This is a genomic window from Bradyrhizobium sp. LTSP885 (genome assembly GCF_000938305.1).
In the GTDB taxonomy this organism is placed as follows: domain Bacteria; phylum Pseudomonadota; class Alphaproteobacteria; order Rhizobiales; family Xanthobacteraceae; genus Bradyrhizobium.
On record NZ_JYMT01000021.1, the window covers coordinates 25,779 to 47,068 of the forward strand.

At 64.6% G+C, this 21,290-nt stretch carries 22 protein-coding genes and 1 pseudogene; 14 read left to right on the forward strand and 9 right to left on the reverse strand.

What is annotated here, in order from left to right:
* The first annotated feature begins 8 nt into the window (after window positions 1-8).
* The 3 genes from UP09_RS14000 (at window position 9) to UP09_RS14010 (ending at window position 3,988) form a co-directional block, all read left to right on the forward strand.
* Window positions 9-2,084, forward strand: coding sequence for an FAD-binding oxidoreductase (locus UP09_RS14000; protein ID WP_044538785.1), 2,076 nt, complete (start codon window positions 9-11; stop codon window positions 2,082-2,084).
* Window positions 2,085-2,336: 252 nt separating this feature from the next.
* Window positions 2,337-3,149, forward strand: coding sequence for an amino acid kinase family protein (locus UP09_RS14005; RefSeq protein WP_044538786.1), 813 nt, complete (start codon window positions 2,337-2,339; stop codon window positions 3,147-3,149).
* A gap of 11 nt (window positions 3,150-3,160) precedes the next feature.
* Window positions 3,161-3,988 (forward strand): amino acid kinase family protein, encoded by an 828-nt coding sequence (locus UP09_RS14010; protein ID WP_044538787.1) that lies wholly within the window; start codon window positions 3,161-3,163, stop codon window positions 3,986-3,988.
* Between the two features lie 96 nt (window positions 3,989-4,084).
* Here UP09_RS14010 and UP09_RS38495 read toward each other — a convergent pair whose 3' ends face one another.
* A complete protein-coding gene (locus tag UP09_RS38495; protein ID WP_245301944.1) occupies window positions 4,085-4,270 on the reverse strand; it encodes a hypothetical protein in 186 nt (61 codons plus the stop codon).
* Between the two features lie 386 nt (window positions 4,271-4,656).
* On the opposite strand from UP09_RS38495, the gene UP09_RS14020 reads away from it, so the two are divergent.
* Entirely contained in the window at window positions 4,657-5,028 is a 372-nt protein-coding gene (locus tag UP09_RS14020; protein WP_044538789.1) for a cupin domain-containing protein, read from the forward strand.
* A 53-nt stretch (window positions 5,029-5,081) separates the two neighbouring features.
* On the opposite strand, the gene UP09_RS14025 is transcribed toward UP09_RS14020, so the two are convergent.
* From UP09_RS14025 to UP09_RS14035, 4 genes are all read right to left on the reverse strand, one after another.
* Window positions 5,082-5,318, reverse strand: coding sequence for a hypothetical protein (locus UP09_RS14025; RefSeq protein ID WP_044538790.1), 237 nt, complete (start codon window positions 5,316-5,318; stop codon window positions 5,082-5,084).
* Between the two features lie 65 nt (window positions 5,319-5,383).
* The gene (locus tag UP09_RS37590) at window positions 5,384-5,557 is read right to left on the reverse strand and encodes a hypothetical protein (RefSeq protein ID WP_156164595.1); all 174 of its coding nucleotides are present in this window, start codon (window positions 5,555-5,557) and stop codon (window positions 5,384-5,386) included.
* Between the two features lie 74 nt (window positions 5,558-5,631).
* On the reverse strand, window positions 5,632-6,741 hold the full coding sequence (locus UP09_RS38500) for a ribonuclease E domain-containing protein (protein ID WP_245301984.1): 1,110 nt from the start codon (window positions 6,739-6,741) through the stop codon (window positions 5,632-5,634).
* 195 nt (window positions 6,742-6,936) lie between these two features.
* Window positions 6,937-7,545, reverse strand: coding sequence for a TetR/AcrR family transcriptional regulator (locus UP09_RS14035; RefSeq protein ID WP_044538791.1), 609 nt, complete (start codon window positions 7,543-7,545; stop codon window positions 6,937-6,939).
* Between the two features lie 112 nt (window positions 7,546-7,657).
* Here UP09_RS14035 and UP09_RS14040 point away from each other — a divergent pair, with 112 nt between their 5' ends.
* From UP09_RS14040 to UP09_RS14060, 5 genes are all read left to right on the forward strand, one after another.
* Window positions 7,658-8,353 carry a PspA/IM30 family protein gene (locus tag UP09_RS14040; RefSeq protein ID WP_044538792.1) on the forward strand — a complete coding sequence of 232 codons (696 nt, stop codon included), beginning with the start codon at window positions 7,658-7,660 and terminating at the stop codon, window positions 8,351-8,353.
* Between the two features lie 45 nt (window positions 8,354-8,398).
* Window positions 8,399-8,674, forward strand: a complete 276-nt coding sequence (locus UP09_RS14045) for a YiaA/YiaB family inner membrane protein (RefSeq protein ID WP_044538793.1) — start codon at window positions 8,399-8,401, stop codon at window positions 8,672-8,674.
* Window positions 8,675-9,013: 339 nt separating this feature from the next.
* Window positions 9,014-10,075: a GNAT family N-acetyltransferase gene (locus UP09_RS14050; protein ID WP_197082669.1), complete on the forward strand. Its 1,062-nt coding sequence runs from the start codon at window positions 9,014-9,016 to the stop codon at window positions 10,073-10,075.
* Window positions 10,072-11,373, forward strand: coding sequence for a hypothetical protein (locus UP09_RS14055; protein WP_044538794.1), 1,302 nt, complete (start codon window positions 10,072-10,074; stop codon window positions 11,371-11,373). Before UP09_RS14050 ends, UP09_RS14055 begins: the two co-directional genes overlap by 4 nt.
* 104 nt (window positions 11,374-11,477) lie before the next feature.
* Window positions 11,478-11,684, forward strand: coding sequence for a hypothetical protein (locus UP09_RS14060; protein WP_044538795.1), 207 nt, complete (start codon window positions 11,478-11,480; stop codon window positions 11,682-11,684).
* Between the two features lie 13 nt (window positions 11,685-11,697).
* On the opposite strand, the pseudogene UP09_RS38985 reads toward UP09_RS14060, so the two are convergent.
* Window positions 11,698-12,302, reverse strand: a pseudogene (locus tag UP09_RS38985) (DUF2478 domain-containing protein).
* Between the two features lie 25 nt (window positions 12,303-12,327).
* On the reverse strand, window positions 12,328-13,737 hold the full coding sequence (locus UP09_RS14075; RefSeq protein ID WP_044538798.1) for an aldehyde dehydrogenase family protein: 1,410 nt from the start codon (window positions 13,735-13,737) through the stop codon (window positions 12,328-12,330).
* 169 nt (window positions 13,738-13,906) lie between these two features.
* Between UP09_RS14075 and UP09_RS14080 the strand changes: the two genes are divergently transcribed.
* Window positions 13,907-14,287, forward strand: a complete 381-nt coding sequence (locus UP09_RS14080) for a hypothetical protein (protein ID WP_044538799.1) — start codon at window positions 13,907-13,909, stop codon at window positions 14,285-14,287.
* Window positions 14,288-14,387: 100 nt separating this feature from the next.
* Here the strand turns inward: UP09_RS14080 and UP09_RS14085 are convergent, their stop codons facing one another.
* Window positions 14,388-15,239 carry an SDR family NAD(P)-dependent oxidoreductase gene (locus UP09_RS14085; protein ID WP_044539157.1) on the reverse strand — a complete coding sequence of 284 codons (852 nt, stop codon included), beginning with the start codon at window positions 15,237-15,239 and terminating at the stop codon, window positions 14,388-14,390.
* Window positions 15,240-15,439: 200 nt separating this feature from the next.
* On the opposite strand from UP09_RS14085, the gene UP09_RS14090 reads away from it, so the two are divergent.
* Window positions 15,440-16,936, forward strand: a complete 1,497-nt coding sequence (locus tag UP09_RS14090; RefSeq protein WP_044538800.1) for an aldehyde dehydrogenase family protein — start codon at window positions 15,440-15,442, stop codon at window positions 16,934-16,936.
* A 275-nt stretch (window positions 16,937-17,211) separates the two neighbouring features.
* On the opposite strand, the gene UP09_RS14095 is transcribed toward UP09_RS14090, so the two are convergent.
* Window positions 17,212-17,595: a winged helix-turn-helix domain-containing protein gene (locus UP09_RS14095; RefSeq protein ID WP_044538801.1), complete on the reverse strand. Its 384-nt coding sequence runs from the start codon at window positions 17,593-17,595 to the stop codon at window positions 17,212-17,214.
* A gap of 103 nt (window positions 17,596-17,698) precedes the next feature.
* Here UP09_RS14095 and UP09_RS14100 point away from each other — a divergent pair, with 103 nt between their 5' ends.
* The 3 genes from UP09_RS14100 (at window position 17,699) to UP09_RS14110 (ending at window position 21,243) form a co-directional block, all read left to right on the forward strand.
* Entirely contained in the window at window positions 17,699-18,826 is a 1,128-nt protein-coding gene (locus UP09_RS14100) for an alkene reductase (protein WP_044538802.1), read from the forward strand.
* Between the two features lie 105 nt (window positions 18,827-18,931).
* Window positions 18,932-19,450, forward strand: coding sequence for a GFA family protein (locus tag UP09_RS14105; RefSeq protein ID WP_044538803.1), 519 nt, complete (start codon window positions 18,932-18,934; stop codon window positions 19,448-19,450).
* Between the two features lie 128 nt (window positions 19,451-19,578).
* Entirely contained in the window at window positions 19,579-21,243 is a 1,665-nt protein-coding gene (locus tag UP09_RS14110) for a thiamine pyrophosphate-binding protein (protein WP_044538804.1), read from the forward strand.
* The last annotated feature ends 47 nt before the right edge of the window (window positions 21,244-21,290 follow it).

Sequence of the window (21,290 nt, forward strand, 5' to 3'; positions counted from 1 at the left end):
GCGAAACGATGAGCGACAGGCGATCCAAAACGAGGTTGGCGACCTGGCATGCCGGGGAAAAGGCGATCCAGCAGAAGGTCGGTGTTTCCGAACGGATGCTGGCCGTAGGCGAGCGGGCCGTGCGGGACTTCATGCCGGACCAGCATCGCGAGTTCTACGCCCAGATTCCTTTCGTCGTGTTGGGCAGCGTCGACCGCAGCGGCGACGCTTGGGCCACGTTGGTGGCAGGCCGACCCGGCTTCATCTCCTCGCCGACACCGCGCAGCCTCGAGATCGATGCGAAGCCAGACCCCACCGATCCCGCGAGCGAGGGCGCGCAAGCGGGCGACGCCATCGGGCTGTTGGGAATCGAACTGCACACGAGGCGCCGCAATCGTGCGAATGGGATGCTTCGCGCATCATCAGGCAAAGCGCTCAGCTTCGACCTCGATCAGAGTTTTGGAAATTGTCCGCAGTACATCCAATTGCGGGATTTCAGGTTCGTGCGCGAGCCGAGCGAGGCCTTCACGGGGCAGGTCGAGGAGAACTCCGGTCTTGATCAAGCCGCGCGCGACATGATCAAGGCCGCCGATACGTTCTTCGTCGCGTCCTACGCCGAGCGCGAGGACCGTCGCCAGGTCGACGTCTCGCATCGCGGCGGCAATGCGGGCTTCGTCCGTGTCGGCGATGACGGCACGCTGACGATCCCAGATTTTGCCGGCAATCTGTTCTTCAACACGCTCGGCAACATGCTGCTGAACGGCAAGGCCGGGCTGGTGTTCGTCGATTTCGAAACCGGCGACCTGCTGCAGATGACCGGCGATGCCGAGGTGATGCTGGATTCACCTGAGATCGCGGCATTTCAGGGCGCCGAACGCCTTTGGAGTTTCCGCGCCCGCCGTGTGGTGCGAAGGCGGGGCGCGCTACCGTTGCGTTGGGCTTTCCAGACCAACGGCTGGTCGCCGAACGCGCTGATGACGGGCGACTGGACGCAGGCCGCCGATCGGATCCGGGCCGCCGAGCTTGCGACACAGTGGCGTCCGTTCAAGGTGACAAAGGTCGTCGACGAGAGCGCCTCGATCCGTTCGTTTCATCTGCAGCCGGATGACGGGGCCGGGCTGCTGCCGCATCAGGCGGGACAGCATCTGCCGATCCGGCTGTCATTGCCAGGGACGGACAAGCCTGTGATCCGGACCTACACGCTGTCCGTCGCGCCGTCGGACGGGACATACCGCATCAGCGTGAAGCGCGACGGTCTGGTGTCGCAGCATCTCCACGACAGGATCGCGGTCGGCGACATCATCGAGGCGCGCGCGCCGAACGGCGCTTTCACGATCGATGCGCGCGAGAAGCGGCCGGCGGTGCTGCTTGCCGGTGGCGTCGGGATCACACCGATGCTCGCGATGCTGCGCCATGTGGTTTACGAGGGCCTGCGCATCCGCGGCGTCAGGCCGACGATCCTGTTCCAGGCGGCGCATTCGAAACAGGACCGTGCCTTCGGCAGTGAATTGCAGCAACTCGCCAACGCCGCCAGTGGCGCTATCAGGATCATCCGCGTGCTCAGCAATGTCGATGGCGCCGAGGAAGGCGTCGACTACGACGTTGCGGGGCGGATCGACATGGCACTGCTGTCGCGCCTGTTGCCGTTCAACGACTACGACTTCTATCTGTGCGGGCCGCCGCAGTTCACACAATCGCTTTACGACGGCTTGCGGAACTACAACGTTGCGGACAACAGGATCCACGCCGAGGCGTTCGGTCCCTCGTCACTGCTGAGGAAGCCCGACCTGGCCGCTGCAACAACGCCGCGCCGGCCGGCTGCGACGAGTCCGGTGCCAGTGGCCTTCACCTCGTCACTGAAGGAGGCGCGCTGGACCCCGGAGTCCGGGACACTGCTCGAGCTCGCAGAGTCGCGCGGCCTCAGCCCCGCGTTCAGTTGCCGGGCGGGGAGTTGCGGATCGTGCCGCACCAAATTGCTGGCGGGCGAGGTGACCTATGTGAAGGAGCCCACCGCCGCGGTGGCCGATGATGAAGTGCTGATCTGCTGCGCCGTGCCGGCGAAGTCGGAAGGTGACGGCGAGGATCGAATCCAGCTCGCGCTTTGACCGGCCGTCCGGGCCGGTGGCCAGACGACCAAGTCGACGGCTTTCACGTGCTCCGAATTCGGAGCTCGGCACCCGACCGCGTCAATCCGGCATGCACGACCAATGACCGTGCCGTTGTGCCTTGAGACGCACGCAAACTATCGCTACCACTGCAATCCAGATGCGGGGCTCGAGGAGACCGCCGGTGGAGACCGGTTCGGCTCGCGGGCCCACTGAACGGTGCTTCAACGCATTGGAGAAGGGACGTTTCTCATGACTGACACGATCGCGGAGCTCGAGCAGCTCCTGATGCAGCGTTCGCTCACCGATCCGCAGCTTCTGGCTGCGGCGGAAGCGGCGCCCGACTTCCGGATCCTGCCGGACGCTACAGTGATCAAGATCGGTGGACAGAGCGTCATCGATCGTGGCCGTGCTGCGGTCTATCCGCTGGTCGACGAGATCGTCGCCGCCCGCAAGGCCCACAAGATGCTGATCGGGACCGGAGCCGGCACGCGGGCCCGGCATCTCTACTCGATCGCGGCCGGGCTTCGCCTGCCGGCCGGCGTGCTCTCGCAACTCGGCGCCTCGGTCGCCGATCAGAATGCTGCGATGCTGGGGCAGCTCCTTGCCAGGCACGGCATCTCCGCCGTCAGCGGCGCCGCGCTCTCGGCTGTGCCGCTCTACCTGGCCGAGGTGCACGCCGTCATCTTCAGCGGCATGCCGCCCTATGGCCTCTGGATGCGTCCCGCGGCCGAAGGCGTCATCCCGCCCTACCGCACCGATGCCGGATGCTTCCTCGTGGCCGAACAATTCGGCTGCAAGGCGATGATCTATGTGAAGGACGAAAACGGCCTCTACACCGCGAACCCGAAGACTTCCAAGAGCGCCACCTTCATCCCGAAGATCTCGGTGGCGGAGATGAAGGCCAAGGGGTTGCAGGATTCGATCCTGGAATTCCCGGTGCTCGATCTACTCGCCTCGGCGCGCCACGTGCGCGAGGTGCAAGTCGTGAACGGCCTCGTTCCCGGCAACCTGACCCGCGCGCTCGCGGGTGAGCATGTCGGCACCATCATCACCGCGAGCTAGAGAGAGACATCATGGCTGACACCAACCAGATCAAGCATGTCGCCTCGCCGCTCGCGCGCCAGACCCTGCTCGACGGCGATCTCACCCGCCCTGTCGCAGGTAGCCGCCCGATCCGGCTTCTCCCCTGGCTGCAGGTCGTGAAGATCGGCGGCCGCGTCATGGATCGCGGCCATGAGGCGATCTTGCCGCTGGTGGATGAGTTGCGATCGCTGCTGCCTGAGCATCGTCTGCTGATCCTGACCGGCGCCGGTATCCGCGCCCGCCATCTCTACAGCGTCGGCCTCGATCTCGGACTGCCGGTCGGGTCGCTTGCGCCGCTCGCGGCGAGCGAGGCCGGGCAAAACGGTCACATCCTTGCGAGCCTGCTCGCGCCGGAGGGCGTCTCCTACATCGAGCATCCCACCATCGCGAGCCAGCTCGCCATTCATTTGTCCGCGGCCCGCGCGGTCGTGGGCAGCGCCTTTCCGCCCTATCATCACCATGAGTTCCCGAACTCGCGCATCCCGCTCCACCGCGCCGACACCGGCGCGTTCCTGCTCGCTGACGCGCTGGGCGCTGCCGGGCTCACGATCGTGGAGGATGTCGATGGGGTGTATACCGTCGATCCCAATGGTGCCGACGGCAAGAGTGCCCAGTTGCTCCGCGAGACCAGTGCCGCTGACCTTGCGAAGCACAAGGGCACGCTGCCGCTCGATCCCGCGCTTCTCGATGTCATGGCGAATGCACGCCACATCGCGCGCGTGCAGGTCGTGAATGGCCTCGTTCCCGGCCGCCTCACCGCGGCGCTGCGCGGCCAGCACGTCGGGTCGATCATTCACACCGGCGCACGCCCGGCCTAAGCCCCCGATTGGGGTAGAACCGTCGCGTGCCATCAATCCCGGCACGCGGCGGAGCGCATCGCTCGACAAGCAGTGTCGGAGACGGCGCGAAATCGATTATTTGATCGTCGCGTGTACCGTGATGACCGAGGTGCCCGACGCCTTCGGCCCTTGGCCCGTTGCCTTGACGGCGAACGTGTCGCTTCCCTTGTATTTGGCCTTCGCCGTGTATTCGAAGGTCGATGCGTTGACCTTCTTCAGCTTGCCGTGTTCCGGCTTTTGCGAAATCGCTGAATCGGTCACCGTGCCGCGTATCCCGATTGGCAACAGGCAACTTTCCCCGGATTTGACGTCAATGTCGCCGGTCGAATTCTCGCCCCAATCCGCCAGCGTTGCCGACGTGGAACAGTCGGGCGCGGACGCGGCGCGCGCCAAAGACGCTGGCAAGAGTCCGGCAGTTCCAACGATTAGCGCCAAAGCGACCCTGGACACAAGCGCAGCCAACATACTCGTTCTCATGCAAGATCCCGTGACCAATGCTTCCCCTCACAAAGCTGACGCGGCGCGAGAATCTTGCAACGCGCGTACACTGTAGGCAAGGGCTTTGACCAAAAGGTGTCTTTGTCGTCAATCGCGCCGCGATATGATCGAGCTGCAACGACTCAATGCTCGAGGGGAGTGGATGTCCAATGGGTGAGAGTATCGACGGTCAGGCAAGTGCCCAACAGACCGGGTTTGCGGGTGTCACGCGCAAGGTTCTCGAACGTCTTGCATTGCCCGGCGATCATCGGGAGCTTGTCGTGGTCGAGGTGACCTATCCACCCGGTGGCGTCGCTCCGCTGCACCGGCATCCCGTTGGCGGCGTGATCTTCATCGTCGAAGGCGTTGCCGAGTCCGCTTATGGCAGCGATGATCCGCGAGAGTATCGGGCCGGCGAGACCTTGCAGGATCGCGCCGATATCCCACACACGCTGTTTCGCAATTGCGACCCGGAACGCCCGCTGCGCTTTCTGACCATCTACGCGCTCGAATCTGGCCGCTCCTACACGATGGAGCCATGAGGTCAGGGCGCTTCCGGCACCGGACGACCCGATCGCATCATCGCCGCTTCTGTTCAGTCCATCATGAGTTTGATCTGGCCGCCTTCAATGGTTCCCGCCGCAAGGGCGTCGCGGGCCATCTTTTCGATGGTCGGCCAATTTGTGAGAAGGTACTTGTGCGCCTGTGCCTTCGTCGGGAAGGTGGTTTGCAGAACGCAGTCCTGCCGCGCGTTTCCATTCGCAATCTGAAAAGATACAGCTTGGGGCCCCTCGATCATTTCTTGTTCGGTGGGGTTGGGAAGCTTGCGCATACTGCTCCTTCACGGAAAATCTCGCGCTCGTCGCGCGTGGAATTCGGTCGGCCGGGCCGCGAGGCCTAGTCGGCGTCGGCGGCTCCAGCCGCGATCTTTTTGGCTTTCGCCGGGCGCTGCGACGCCTGCTCCGGGTTGGGCGTGTTGCGCACAGCCTCGGTCAGCATCTCGCGCAATTCAGCCTTGGTCCTGGGTGGTTCTCGTTTGCCGGATTTCTGCCAGTTTGCCATCCACCCCATATGGGGATGCCCAAGGCAAAATGCTACCGTTGGCCTGGCAGCAGAAATCGACGCGGCAATGCCGCGTGGCGGTATCAGATCGTTCTCACTTTCGATGACTTTGCAGTTCTCGGGTGTTTTGCCCCGCCGTGACTGTCCCGGTTGCGCTTCTTCGACGCCAATCCCGCCAAATGCGTCCCGGTCCCGCGGTGACCTGCATATTCCTGGCCGTCGATCGGTGCCAGATGCGCCGGATCCCTGTCGAGATAGGGGCGCCCGATCCCAAACTCCTTGCCGTGTGCATCGATCCATTTCCAGAGCCGCTCCGAGGCCGCCCATCGCTCGTCGCGTGTCGCGCCATCGACGCTGACGACGTCGGCTGCGAGCCCATGGCCATAGCCGCCGCGGAGGCTGCCGCCATGGTACGACCGGTTGCTGGCCGCTGCGAGGCCGCTTGCAATCGATTGGCGGTAGTCATCGCGGAACGCGCTGGTGATGCCGGGCGACAGGCCGGCCTGCTCCGCCGTGTAAAGCACATGGAAAAGCTTCAGCTTGAAGCTCGGAGTCACGCCGCCGATGACGTAGTCCATCATCGACATCCCGGCTCTTACGGCTGCCTTCGGATCCTTCCAGGCGAAATCCTCATCGACAAGCCTGGTGACCGTTCTGGTGACAGTCACCATTTTTCCTTTCTTCCTGACCTCTATTTTGCTCTGCTCCGGAACCTTGATGGTGTCCTCCTTGGGCGCCCGTTGATAGAGCGCCCACAGGTACCGGTCGACGCAGGCGCCCACGACCCAGCACTCGTCAAGAATTTCGACCGAATTGAGCGCCTTGGTGGCGTCGCGAGGCGCGGGATCCGGTGTGCTTGCGGGGGGCCCCTGCAGCGGCTCCGCTGCGGGCAGCAGGACCTGCGCGGGGTCGGTTAAAGCGGCCTCGACCGTCGCTTCCGCCTTATCCGAGGTCGTCGTCGTCACGGCGGTTGCCGCCGGCTCTGATCCGTCCGTGGCTTTCGTATCAGCGCTACCGGCAGCGACGCTGTCCATCGCGGCTGGCTGTGGTGCGACCGGTTCGGCGACGACAATTGGGGTAGGGTGGTCGACGACCGGTGCACCAGCATTCTCGATACCGGCTGAACCATGAGCGAGCCACGCGACAATCGCGCTCGGGAGAACGATCGCTCCGAACAACGCCGCCACTCCCATTCGCCGCGAGTTCATCATCCCAGCCTCCAAAGCTCCTCGTAAACGGTCCCTCGGAAAGGCTCTTTCGGAGCCGGATTGCACAGCCAAGCATGCGACGCCACGGATGGTGGGATCACGATATGGACAGGCAATGGCGGAAAATGCAGCTCGTCAAGCTTCCCGACGAGTGTTGCCCGAATGCATCGTGGATACGCGCTATTCTTTTTTCGCCGTCAGCCCGTCGATCATCGCCCGCGTCAGGGTTGCGATCTCGTTGCGCAGTGCGGGAAGCGGCACCGCGATCAGCTTCTGCTCCAGCCCGAGCGCGACCATGCCATGCACGGCGGAGAACAGGCTGCGCGCGGTGACGCCGAGCTGTGTGGCTGAGCGCTGCGGGAACAGCGCGGCGAGCGGCTTGTAGATGTGGCGGAACAATTCCATCTGCTCGCTGACAGCCCATTCCGGCACCGGCTTGCCGGGCTGCATGCGGTGCTCGAACAGCGCGCGCCACAGTTCGAGATTTTCCGCCGCGAAGTCGCAATAGGCGACCGCGATCCGCACCAGCATCTCGCGTTGGCTGGCCGAGCCGCCGATCTCGGCCAGCGACAGCGACGCGTCCAGCCGCGCCAGTGTGCGCGAGCCGACGCGCAGGATCAGCTCGTCGACATCCTCGACCAAATTGTAGACGCCGCCATTGGCGACGCCGATTTCCTGCGCCAGTTCGCGTGTTTTCAGGCCGCCCAGGCCTTTTGCCGCAATCGCGCGTTCGGCGGCCTCGATCAGTGCTTCGCGCAGTTTGGCGCGTCTTTCCAATGCCTTGGACATGATTTACCTGCCGTTAACGAAGTACTTGAGCGACGCTCAAATATTTCTTGAGCAATGTTCAGAGCGTGCTATACCAGATTCATGAGCGATGCTCATAGCAGGGAGTGACCAAATGTTCAAAACTGTTTTGACGATTTTCCGCGGTACCGTGGCCGCAGCCGAGGAAGAACTGGAAGACCGCACGGCGCTCGTCGTCCTCGACCAGCAGGTGCGCGACGCGGCGGCCGCCGTGGACCGCTCGAAGCGGACGCTGGCGCTCGCCATCGCCGGCGACCAGCAGGAGGGCCGGCGGCTCGAGACCACCAACAACCGGATCGCCGATCTCGAAGTCCGCGCGACCGCAGCGATCGAGGGCGGCCGCGAGGATCTCGCCCGCGAAGCGGCGCAGGCGATCGCCAATCTGGAGGCCGAGCGCGATGCCGCGATGACCGCCCGCACATTGTTCGCCTCGGAGATCACGCGGCTGAAGCGCCACGTCGCCAATGCAGAGGCGCGCATCTCCGAACTCGACCGTGGCCGCCGGCTGGCGCGTGCCTCTGAGGCGGTGCGCTCGCTGCGCCGCAGCGGCATCGAGGCGGCACGTCCCTATGAGTCGACGCTGCCGGAGGCGGAGGCCACGCTGAAGCGGCTGCGCGAGCGGCAGATGGAAGCCCAGGCCGCCGACGACGCGCTGTTCGAGATCGACGCGGCCTCGGGGCCGCTCACGACCGCCGAGAAACTCGCCGAGCAGGGTTTTGGCCCGCGCATGAAATCGACCGCCGACGACGTGCTGGCACGGCTGAAAGCCAGGCGCCCGCCCGCTGCCTAATTCCAAACCTGAACCCTCAAACCTCGTATCATCAAGGAGAGTACCATGAACCAGACCATCCAACCCCACAGCAGCTCCTGGGTCACCTTCACCTACGCGTCCTTCGCGGCCTCCGCCTTCCTCCTCGCCGTCGGCGTGTTCTTCCTGCCGATCGATCTCTGGATGAAGGGCTATCTGACGATGGGCATCGTGATGCTGGTCCAGACCTGCATCACCCTCACCAAGACGGTGCGCGACAACTACGAGAGCGGCAAGTTCGTGAACCGCATCGAGGACGCCAAGGCCGAGCGCCTGCTGATGGAAGTCTCCAAGGCGGCGTAAGCCGGAATCAAAGGAAGCGGCGGGTGTTTCTCACCCGCCGCTTTTCGCGGGAGAGGATAGTGGCCCAATTCTTTCCCCGTCATTGCGAGGAGCGTAGCGACGAAGCAATCCATCTTTCCGCGTCCGCGGAGGGATGGATTGCTTCGCGGAGCCTGTCATCGGGCGCGCATTCGCGCGACCCGTTGGCTCGCAATGACGTGGATGGTCCTCGGTCTGTCGGGATAAACTTGTCCCGTTTCCGGAACGGCTCGTTTACCCTGCGACAAACGGCGTCAGCTGGCGCTCATCGCGCTTTAACAGGCTGACGTGCACAAATCGCGCCGATCACGGGCAGGACACATGGCGTCATCGGACAACGGCACTCCGGCATCGCGCGCGGCCAACGGTTTTGCGAAGGTGCGTGCGGTTCTCGACCGCCTGGCCGGCCATGCAGGCTTCTGGCTGAAGGCGCTGTCGCAGCCGACCATCGACCTCACGCTGCGCACCCAGGCGGGCCAGCGCACCCGCATCGTCGAATCGCCGGGACTATCGTTACCGAAGGCGGAGCTTGATGAACTGGTCGTGCAATTGCGCAGCGTCGCCGCCAAGACGCTGCCGCAGGAGAGCCTGACCTACGGCATTTTCTCGGGCGAACCCGAACGGTTGTCGCGCGTCGTCGTCACCTTGATTTGCGAGGAGGAGAGCGGGCGTCCGATCGCCTTCAACGCGCTCTCGCTGATGGATGTCGTGCTCGACGGCGAGCCGACCGAAGTCACTCATCTCGGCCTTGTGATGGTCGACCCTGATGTGCGCGGGCAGGGGCTGTCCTGGGTGCTCTACGGCCTGACCGCGCTGGTGCTGTTCGCGCGCGACGGGCTGCGGCCGAAATGGATCTCCAACGTCAGCCAGGTTCCCTCAGTGGTCGGTATGGTCAGCGATACTTTTTCCGACGTCTACCCGTCGCCGCTGCCGGGCGCGCGGCAGAGCTTTGCCCATCTGCAGCTCGCGCGCGGCATCATGGCGCGTCATCGCGCGGTGTTCGGGGTCGGCGCGGAGGCTGGCTTCGACGAGGCGCGCTCTGTCATCACTAACGCCTATACCGGCGGCTCGGATGCGCTGAAGAAGACCTTCGAGATCGCGCCCAAGCATCGCAACGCGGTTTACAACGATTTTTGCGAGCGCGAGCTCGACTATGACCGTGGTGATGACGTGCTGCAGCTCGGTCGCATCGATCTCGCCGGCGCGCGTCGCTATCTCACAAGCGAGGTCCCGCACGGCTCGCTACCGGCATTGCTGGCGGCCTCTGCGGTGCTGGCGTTGCAGCGGCTGGTGCTGCCGGTCGTCTACTGGTTGGACGATACGCGCGCCTTCGGTACGCTGCGGCCGCGCAAGCACGGTCCCGAACCGACGGGCGGCAAATGACCTCGGGCGCGATCGCCGATTCCATCGTCAATCTCTGCGGCGCCATCGGGTTGGCCGTGGCGATGATGACGTTCTACCGGCGCGATCCCGTGAGCCCGCTGACCCGCCGCCTGCTGATCGCCCTTGGTGTGATCGCGATCCTGTTCCTGGATCGCGGGCTGGCGTGGTGGACCGGCAGCGTGGTGCTCGATCGCCTCTCGGTGATCCCGGCCTCGCTGATCCCGCTCGGCGCGTTGATCGTCACCGAGGGCATTTTGCGGCGTCACGCGCCGCGCGCCGTCAAGATCGCAGCACTCGCCGGCGGCATCCTGCTCGGCCTCGGCGGCACATTCGGGCTGCAGCGCTTCGCGATGCCGTATGCAATCACGCTGGCGCTGTTCCAGCTATTGGGCTTCGCCACCTGCGCGCTTCTGCTGGCGACGCGCGACCGCGCGGCGCTGATGGCGTCGGAAAACCGCAGCATCGGGCGGCTTGCGGTCGGCGCGCTGGTGGTGATCCCGTTCATCCTCACCGATTTCCGCACGCTGTTTCCGGATATTCCGGTCCGGCTCGGCGCACTCGGCGCGCTGCTCACGGTGACCGTGATGCTGATCGCCGGCGGCGGTGCCGAGACGCGCCGGCACGGGCTTGCGATGATGGCGCTACGGCTGATCAGCTCGGGCCTGCTTGGCTTTGCCGCCGCCTTCATGGCTGAAGATGTCGATGCCGCGCAGATCATTCGCTTCGTTGCGGTTGCGATCGCCGGCGTGCTGACCATCGGCCTGATGACCGATACACTGCGGGCGCTGTTCGAATCGCAGGAGCCGGGCGTGCTCAATTCGGTTGCCGCTTCACCGGCGCAAACCCGGGATCAGTTGATCGCCGAGCTGGCGCGCCACCCGATCTTCGAAAGCGCGCGCAGATTCCGTGAAAGCGAGCTGGCGCTGTACGATCCGCCGCTGTTGCGCGATTTCCTGGCGGCCGAAGCGTTTTCGAGCGAAGTGGAGACCGGTTCGCGTGAAGAAAACGCGTCAAAACAAGAATCTGGAGCTCCGTTCCGATTCCATCGGAACGGAAATAGCTCCAGGCGGGTGCTGCGCCGGTCCGATGCGCCGTGGGGGCTCGCGTCCACCGAGCCTGCGGTCGAGCGCATGGTTTCGCTGATGACGGCCAACAGCGCGACCCATGTCATCGTGCTGGCACATGATCCGCTCGACCTGATCGTGCTGGCGGTGCCGGTCACCGCCGCCGACCCCGCCACCGAAACCGCGCTGGCGCTGGTGCGGCGGCTGTTGGCGCTGACTCCAGACGTCAAATGACGCTACGCGCCGACCCGACAGGGTTACTACGGCCCGATATCCGCTGTTGAAGCGGCATACGGTCGTGCTATGACCGCGCCCGCAACCAACGACCGGTATGGATCATGTCGAAGCAGACGATGCGCGAGGAGGCCGAGCGCCTGATCCGCGAAACCATGGAAAAGCGGAACCTCGTCGTCAAGCACGGCGCGACCCGGATCGAGGCGGTCTGCGGCAAATGTGGCGCGCCGAACCGGCTGCAGGCGGACAAGGGCGAGACCCGCGTCAAATACGCCTGCAAGCAGTGCGGCCACAAGCAGGAAACGCTGTGAGCGTTCGGATCGGCTATTTGAAAACTTCGCACACCGTGACGTGATCCGGCGCGATCTGGGCCGCATTCCGCAGCGAGACTCTGCGCCACCACGAGTCCAGCGCCTGACGATCGCAGGCGAGCTTCACGCTCATGCCGCCGGCGAATGTGATCCAGTCCGCAAAGCTCTTGCGTGACACCGCGATGACGACGGGAATGTCGGCGTCGAGGGCGCGTTCGATCAGATAGGCAAGCCCCTTGCCGTCGCGCTCGCGTTTGCCGAAGCGGTTGACGATCAGAATGTCGGCGCCACCCTCCAGCGCACCGGCGACGCGGGTGCCTGCGTCCGCAGCCGCGCCAAATCGAGCTTGCAGCCGGTTGCGCCGGGGACGGGGTCCTGCGCCAGCAGCAGCGTTTCACCGCTATGAACCAGCACAGCCGACAGGCTGGAATCGGCGCATTGTCCGGCCTGCACCATGCCGATGGCCCGGAAACCCTGCGCATTCAGCTCGGTGGCGAAATCGCGCAGCACCGCGTCAGGATCATCGTGGTGGTCATAGACCAGGGCGGCAAGGTCGCATTGGGCGTCGAACATCAACGTCTCTGTTCGTGGTGGTCGAGGGAGCGACCGCGGCGCCATTGCGCCGCGATCGCAAGTGTTCGGATCAGGCGGCCGGCGGGCCGTTGATGATCTGCAGCTGGGTGAACTCGGCGAGACCTTCCTCGGCGAACTCAGTCCCGATCCCCGACTGCTTGGAGCCGCCGAACGGGATGTTCGGCGCCATGTCGAGGTGCTTGTTGATCCACACCGTGCCGGCCTCGATCTGGGTCGCGACCGCGTGCGCGCGCTCGATGTTGGACGACCACACCGATGCGCCGAGGCCGTAATTGGTGGCGTTGGCGCGGCGGATCACGTCATCCTTGTCGGAATATTTGATCACAGGCAGCACGGGGCCGAATTGCTCCTCGTCGACCAGCTTCGAGCCTTCCTTGATGTCGCGCACGATGGTCGGCTCGATGAAGTAGCCGGGACGGTCCATCGCGGAGCCGCCGGCGATCACGTTGCCGTTCTTGCGGGCATCGTCGAGGAACGCCTTCACCTTCTCGTACTGCATCTTGTTCTGCAGCGGCCCGAGCTTGGTGCCCTGCTTGGCGCCGTCGTCGACCACCGTGTTCTTGGCGATCGCGACCAGCTCGTTGCAGATTTCGTCATAGACGGACTCGTGCACATAGAGCCGCTTGATGGCGAGGCAGACCTGGCCGGAGTTCTGGAACGCGCCCTCGAAGATGCCGGGTGCGACCTTCTTCGGATCGACGTCGTCGAGCACGATACCGGCATCGTTGCCGCCGAGCTCCAGCGTGATCCGCTTCAGGGTCTGCGCCGCGCTCGCCATCACCTTCTGGCCCGTCGCCGTCGAACCGGTGAAGGAGATCTTGCGGATATCCGGGTGCTTGGTCATGTGATCGCCGAGGTCGTTGGCGTCGGCGATGAAGTTCAGCACGCCCTTCGGCAGCACGTCCTTGACCAATTCTGCAAACCGCAGCGATGCCAGCGGCGTGGTCGGGGCGGGCTTCACGACCAGCGTGTTGCCGGCGAGCAGCGCCGACGGCAGCTTGAACGCGAGGATCAGCAGCGGATAGTTCCAGGGAATGATCGCGCCGACCACGCCGAGCGGGCGGCGATAGGCCTCGACCTTGCGGTCGCCGGAATTCTCGATCACGCGCATCGGCAGATCGAGCGAGCCGAGATAGCGGAAGAAGCCGGCCATGCCCATGACTTCGCCGGTGGCGTCGGCCAGCGGCTTGCCCTGTTCGCTGGTCAGGATGTGCGCGAGTTCGTTCACATTGGCCTCGATCACCTCAGCCATCTTGACGATGAGCCTGCGACGCTCCTCGATCGGGGTTGCGGCCCAAGCAGGGAAAGCGGCCTTGGCTGCGGCGACGGCCTGGTCGAGCTGTTCCTTGGAGGCGCGCGGGCACTGCGCCAGCACTTCCTCGGTCGCCGGATTGAGGACCGCCATGGTCTGGTCGCCCGGTACCATCTTGCCGTCGATGAGAAGTTTGTAATCACTCATAGGCTTCGCTCTCCCTGGGTCGGCGGACCCTTCGCGGGTCTCGCTATATCCCGTCATATATCACGTCTGCGGTGGGGGAGCCACGGCCTATTAACTTCACGGCTGGACGCGCGCTACCGGACCGATATATTCTAGTGAATATAACGAAGATATGATCCGGAGTGCCGGTATGCAGATCGAGACCCAGGAACTCACCACCTGCGAAATCGCGCCCGACGGCTGCGCGATTTCGCTGGGGTTCGTCGACGGCAAGGGCGAGCCCGCAACGATCCGGCTGTCGATCAACCAGGTCGGCGCGCTGGTTATGACGCTGCCCGGGCTGATCAGCAAGGCGCTGCAAACCCGCTTCGGCGACCAGAGCCTGCGCCACGCCTATCCGCTGGATTCCTGGGTGATCGAACAGTCGAGCGATCCGACCCAGGGCATGATGACGCTGAAAACCACTGACGGCTTCAGCGTCTGCTTCTCGATCCCGCGCGCCCAGCAGAGCGAGCTCGGCGAGGCGCTGGTGGCGCAGCCCGCGACGCAGATGCGGGTGCGGGCGAATTGAGAGTCCCCTCGTCATTGCGAGGAGCGTAGCGACGAAGCAATCCATGTCTCCGCAAGCGGCGAGATGGATTGCTTCGCTTCGCTCGCAATGACGGAGGGGCCTACTTCCCCTTCACGAACGCGGCGAACGCATCACCAAAATCCGGGTGCCAGCGCGACAGCGGCGGGCGGTTCTCGACGATGTCACCGGCGGCCCAGAGGATGCGGCGTTCGTCGAGCGCGCGCGGTACGTCATTGTCGGGGCAGAGGATGTAGAAATCGCCGGCGTCGAGGTGCGCGATCATGAAGTCGACGGTCTGCTCCGCGGTCCAGGCGGCGGCCGGCTTCTCGGTGCGGCCGTGTGCGGTGAGGCCAGTGAACACGAAGCCCGGGATCAGCAGATGCGCTGATATCTTGCAGCCGTCGGTGTTACGCAGCTCGTGCTGCAGCGCCTCGGTGAAGGCCTTCACGCCGGCCTTGGAGACGTTGTAGGCGGGATCGCCCGGCGGCGTGGTGATGCCCTGCTTGGAGCCGGTGTTGATGATCAGCCCCGGCCGCCCGCGCTTGATCATGTTGGGCGCAAAGGCCTGTGTGCCGTTGATGACGCCCCACAGATTGACCGCGAGGATGCGCTGCCAGTTGTCTGCTGGCCCGAACATCGTGCTGCCCGGCTGGATGCCGGCATTGTTCATCAGGATATCGGTGCCGCCGAACCGCTTTGTCACGGCGGCTTCGAAGTTCGCAACTTCGTCGGCGCGGCTGACGTCGACTTCGGCCGTCATGATGTCGGCGACACCACCCGGCGCGGCAGATGACAGTTTTGTTTCGGCTTCCTTGAGCCTGATAGCACCGAGATCGGCGATGCAGACCTTCATGCCGGCTTTCGCGAAGCGCAGCGCGGCGGCAAGCCCGATGCCGGATACGCCTCCGGTGATCACGGCAACATGATTGGGTGACATCGCGGGATGGGGCATCATCGGTCTCCAGACATATTTGTGGCGAGCATCCTGTTTAGGCTAGCACAGGACGCGCAGCCTGCACGCAGGCGCATGGGAGGTCTTCATGCGCGCCGTCCTCATCAACGTCCGCTCGGCTTTACGGTTTCGCGCCGGCGCTGTAGAATCCAGGATATAACGCTTTCAAAGACCCCAGCCGACATTCAGGGAGTGCAAACATGGCTGTTTCGCAGGCAATTCCGATCACGCGCCATCCTTATGCCGATGGCTCCTACAAGAAGATGCTGATCGACGGCAAATGGGTCGACGCGGCCTCCGGCAAGACATTCGAGACCCACAATCCGGCCACCGGCGAACTGCTCGCGACCGTCGCCGAGGGCGATGCCGAGGACATCAACCGGGCTGTTGCGGCCGCGCGCCGCGCCTTCGAGGGCCCGTGGAGCAAGGTCAGGCCGTATGAGCGGCAGAACCTGCTGCTCAAGCTCGCCGACCTCGTCGAAGCCAATTTCGAGGAGCTGTCCCAGCTCGACACGCTCGACATGGGCGCGCCGATCAGCCGCACCCGCGGCAACAAGCTGCGCTCGCTTGGCATGCTGCGCTATTACGCGGGCCAGGCGACCGCGATCCACGGCGAGACCATCGAGAACTCGCTGCCCGGCGAGATATTCTCCTACACGCTGAAGGAGCCGATCGGCGTGGTCGGCGCCATCATCCCATGGAATGGCCCGCTGACCGCCTCGATCTGGAAGATCGGCCCGGCGATTGCGACCGGCTGCACCGTGGTGCTGAAGCCGGCCGAGGAATCGCCGCTGACCTCGCTGCGGCTCGCCGAGCTCTGCATGGAAGCCGGTATTCCGCCCGGCGTCGTCAACGTCGTGCCCGGCTATGGCGAGACCGCGGGCGCGGCGCTGGCCTCGCATCACGATGTCGACAAGGTCGCCTTCACCGGCTCGCATGTCACGGGCCAGTCGATCATCCGCGCCTCGGCCGGCAACCTCAAGCGCGTCTCGCTCGAGCTCGGCGGCAAGTCGCCCGACATCGTGTTCGCCGATGCCGATCTCGATGCAGCGGTGCCCGGTGCTGCGATGGCGGTGTTCGCCAATTCCGGCCAGATCTGCAGCGCCGGCACGCGGCTGTTCGTCGAGCAGAAGGTCTATGACGAATTCGTCGGTCGCGTCGCCGAGTTCGGCAAGAAGCTGCAGGTCGGCAACGGCCTCGACCCCAACACCCAGATCGGGCCGCTGGTGTCGAAGGATCAGCTCGATCGCGTCTCGGGCTATCTCGAACTCGGCCAGAAGGAGGGCGCCAAGGCGCTCGCCGGCGGCGGTCGCCTCACCGAGGGCGCGCTGTCAAAGGGCTACTTCGTGCAGCCGACCGTGTTCGCCAATGTGCAGGACAACATGCGCATCGCGCAGGAGGAGATTTTCGGGCCTGTGATCTCGGCGATCTCGTTCAAGGATCCGGACGAACTGATCAAGCGCGCCAATGCCACCACCTTCGGTCTCGGCTCCGGCGTCTGGACCACCAATGTCAGCAAGGCGCACCAGGTTGCGAAGGCGCTGCGCGCCGGCTCGGTCTGGGTTAATTGCTACCAGGCGATGGATCCAGCCGTGCCGTTCGGCGGCTACAAGATGAGCGGCTACGGCCGCGAGTCCGGCAAGCAGCACGTGGAGGAGTATCTCAACGTCAAGGCCGTCTGGATCAAGACGGGCTAGTTGCCGCCTTCACCTCTCACCGCTTGCGGGAGAGAGGTCGCCGCGCTCTTGCGCGGCGGGTGAGGGGGTACAGGTCCCACGGCGATCGCGTGCGGAGAGAAGCCCCCCACCCCAACGTTTATACGATTTCGGAATATTAGAATAATATCCCTGAGTTGCCCGACGTGTCAAGTTGCCGTCGCCTGGTCGAACGCCGGCCGCCGCCGGCTACTTTGCATGGGGTTGTTTTCGATATTTTGGCAACGCGCCCTGCGACGGCCGCCGCCTTTGTGCTTTCACCGCCCCGCAGCCCGCTTCGGCTTGCCGATGTCGCTGCTCAACGCCTCAAGATCCTTGCGCACGGCGGTCGCCGCATCGCGCTCGATCTTGCGGTAGCGTGCCACCAGCGAGAGGCCAAACGGGGTCAGCACCGCGCCGCCGCCATTCTTGCCGCCGGTTTGCCGCGCCACCGCCGCCTGCCGGCAGATGCGGTTGATCTCGTCGACCAGGTCCCAGGCACGCTTGTAACTCATGTCCATGGCGCGGCCGGCAGCCGAGATCGAGCCGCATTCCCGGATGTTCTCCAGGAGCTGGATCTTGCCCGGCCCGATCCTGCCCTCGGCATCAAGATCAATGCGGACGCTCAGGGAAGGGAGGAATGTGGCGCTCGGTTTCGACATGGCAAGCCTGCTAGTCTCCTCAGTAGATTGCCACTACAGGCTTTTGCGAACAAGATGAACCCGTTAGATAACGGGAAATCGTACAAGAATATCTGGGGCAGGCATGAATCCTCCGTCGCTGTTTTCTCCTCTGCAAATCGGTCCCTACCAGCTCAAGCACCGCGTCGTGTTGGCGCCGCTGACGCGGATGCGGGCGGCGCGGCCGAGTCTCGCGCCGCGGTCGCTGAACGCCGAATATTACGCGCAACGCGCCACGCCGGGCGGGCTGCTCATCGCCGAGGCCTCGCCGGTGGTCGCGACCGGCTTTGGCAATCCCGGCGTCCCCGGCGTCTATAGCGAGGCGCAGATCGCGGGCTGGCGCGAGGTGGTCGATGCCGTCCACGCCAAGGGCGGCATCATCTTCCTGCAGCTCTGGCACGTCGGCCGTGTCTCGCATTCCTCGTTCCAGCCCGGCGGCGCGCTGCCGGTGGCGCCATCGGCGGTGGCGATCTCCTCCGAATTCAAGGCGATGACGGCTGACGGCAAGGTGGTCGACTACGAGACGCCGCGTGCGCTCGAGACCGGCGAGGTCGCTGCGATGGTCGAGGCCTATCGCCAGGGGGCGAAGAATGCGCTGGCCGCAGGCTTCGACGGCGTCGAGATTCACGGCGCCAATGGCTATCTGGTCGAGCAGTTCCTGCAGTCGCGCAGCAATTTGCGCACCGACCAATATGGCGGATCGATCGACAACCGCGTCCGCTTCCTGTTGGAGGTGACGCAGGCCGCGATCGACGTCTGGGGCGCCAACCGCGTCGGGGTGCGACTGTCGCCCTACGGCATCGCCAATGGCAGCGGCGAGGCCGATCCGATGCCGCTCTACAGCCACGCCATCACGGCGCTCGACAAGCTCGGGCTCGCCTATCTGCATTTCATCGAGCCGCGCGCCTCCGGCACGGGGCGTGCCGAGGTCAATTGGCAGAATGTGCCGTCCGCGATGGTGCTGTACCGCCCGATGTGGAGCGGCGTGTTGTTGACCGCCGGCAACTTTGTCGGCGAAAGCGCCTTGAGTGCGATCGCGGAAGGCCATGCCGATGCCATCGCCTTCGGCCGCTATTTCATCTCCAACCCGGATCTGCCGCGCCGCCTGCAGCACGGCTATCCGCTGACGCCCTACAACCGCGCGACCTTCTATGGCGGCGAGGAAAAGGGATATACGGATTATCCCGCGCACGATGAATTGGCGCAGGCCTGAGTCTTCGTAGCCCGGATGGAGCGAAGCGCAATTCGCGGCCGCGGCGTGTGGCTTCCCGGATTACGCTTCGCTGCATCCGGGCTACAAGAAAGCCGGAGAAACCCGATGTTTCCGGACGACGACGAGTTCGAGGCGCCCAAAAAGCCAAAACCCGTGGCGCTGGCAAAACCCGCCGCGGGGCAATGCCTGTGCGGCAAGGTGCGCTTCGAGATCGACGTGCCCGCGCGCTGGGCGTGGCACGATCACACACCGGCCAGCCGTCGCGCGCATGGCGCTGCCTATGCGACCTATGTCGGAAGCTGGCGCAAGCGTTTTCGAATCACGAAAGGCGCAAGCGATCTCTCGCGTTACGAGGATGCCGCGACCAAGACGGCGCGCAGCTTCTGCACCAATTGCGGCACGCCGATCGTCTATGAACGTCCTCGTTCGCCACACATGGTCAACATTCCCCGCGCGCTGTTCTCGGGCCGCACCGGCCGCCAGCCGCTCTATCACATCGCGATCGAGGAGCTGCAGGAATGGGCCTATACCGGCGAGCCACTGGTGCCGCTGAAGGGCTATCCCGGCGTGGTCTGGCAGCGTTCGAAAAAGAAGAAGCGCGCTGATCGCGAAGGGATGTTCTGAGGCGTTCTATGCTCCAGGCGCGCGCCTGCGGAATGCAGCCATGATCGCCCGATCGATTGCCCCCGCCGCGCAAGTTTGGTCATCTGCCGCATCCCGTCGGCCAACGCGCCCGCGGCTCCGGAGGAGACATGAAGAACCGCATTACCGGCCGCTCGGCGTTCTTGGCGCTGCTGAAGGACGAGGGCATCACGCATCTGTTCGGCAATCCCGGCACCACCGAATTGCCGATCATGCACGCGCTGAAGGACCATCCCGATCTCACCTATGTGATGGCGATGCAGGAGAGCCTGGTCGTCGCGATGGCCGACGGTTTTAGCCGCGCCTCGGGCAAGCTGGTCGCCTGCAACGTTCATGTCGCGCCGGGCCTCGGCAACGCGATGGGCTCGCTCTACAATGCGAGCTTCACCGGTACGCCGCTGATCCTCACGGCCGGCCAGCAGGAGCAGGGTCACGGCCTGACCGAGCCGGTGCTCTATGGTCCGCTGGTGCAGATGGCAACGCCCTTGGTGAAATGGGCGGTCGAGGTGACGCGCCTGGAAGACCTGCCGCGGATCGTGCGCCGCGCCGCCAAGATCGCGACCACGCCGCCGACCGGGCCGGTGTTCATCTCGCTGCCCGGCGACATCCTCAATGCCGAGGCCGGCATCGAGCTTGGTCGCTCGACCCGCGTCGATACCCGCGTCAGGCCGTCCGACGAGTCGCTGAAGGCATTGGCCGCGCGCATCCTCAAAGCCGAGCGTCCGGTGATCGTCGTCGGCGACGAGATCGTGAAGAGCGATGCGCTGCGCGAGGCGGCTGACCTTGCGGAGACGCTGGGTTGCCCGGCCTGGCAGTCGTCCACGCCCTATGGCTCGCACTTCCTCTCCGAGAGCCCGTGCTTCATGGGCGCGATCGCGCGCCTGCAGAAGGTCGCCCGCGATGTGTTGGCGCCCTACGATCTCCTGATCGCGCTCGGCGGTGATCCGTTGCGGATGTCTGTTTATAGCGAGGTCGATCCGCTGCCGGATGGCTTGTCCATCGTGCAGGTCGGCCTGGTCGACAGCGATCTCGCCAAGAACTATGGCGCCGAGATCGCGGTCAAGGCCGATGTCAGGGAAACATTGCGCGCGCTGGTGCCGGTGTTGAAGCAAGCCGGCGGCGGTGCACTGGAGACGCGCGCGAAGCAGGGGCTCGCCGCGCTGTCGTCGAAGAACTGGGCGGCCAAGCGCAAGACGCTGGTCGAGCAGATATCGAAGGCCGCCAACACCTCGCCGATCGATCCGGACTGGCTCGCGCTGCACGTGGTGGAGGCGATGCCCGACAATGCGATCCTGGTCGATGAAGGCCTGACCTCGTCGCGCCAGATGCTGGCGCTGCGCCCGCACCGCGACCGCTATGCCTATCACGCGCTGGCCTCCGGCGGCATCGGCTGGGGCCTGCCGGCATCCGTCGGCGTCAGCCTCGCCAATCCGGCCCGGCCGGTGGTCTGCTATTCCGGCGATGGCTCGTCGATGTATTCGATCCAGTCGTTGTGGACCGCGGCCAACCACAAGCTGCCGCTGACTTTCGTCATCGTCAACAATGGCGGCTACCGCATCATCAAGCAGCGCCTGCTCGCCTTCCACGGCGACGACAATTATGTCGGCATGGATTTCATCGATCCGCCGGTGGATTTCACTGGCATCGCAAGGTCGCTGGGGCTGGAGGCGATCAAGGTGACCGACCCGCGGGAGCTGAAGGGCGTGATGAAGTCTGCGTTCAGTCGGCCAGGCGCGAAGCTGATCGAGGTCGTGGTGAGCAATTCGGTGAATTGAGCGACACCGTCATTCCGGGATGGTCCGAGGGACCAGACCCGGAATCT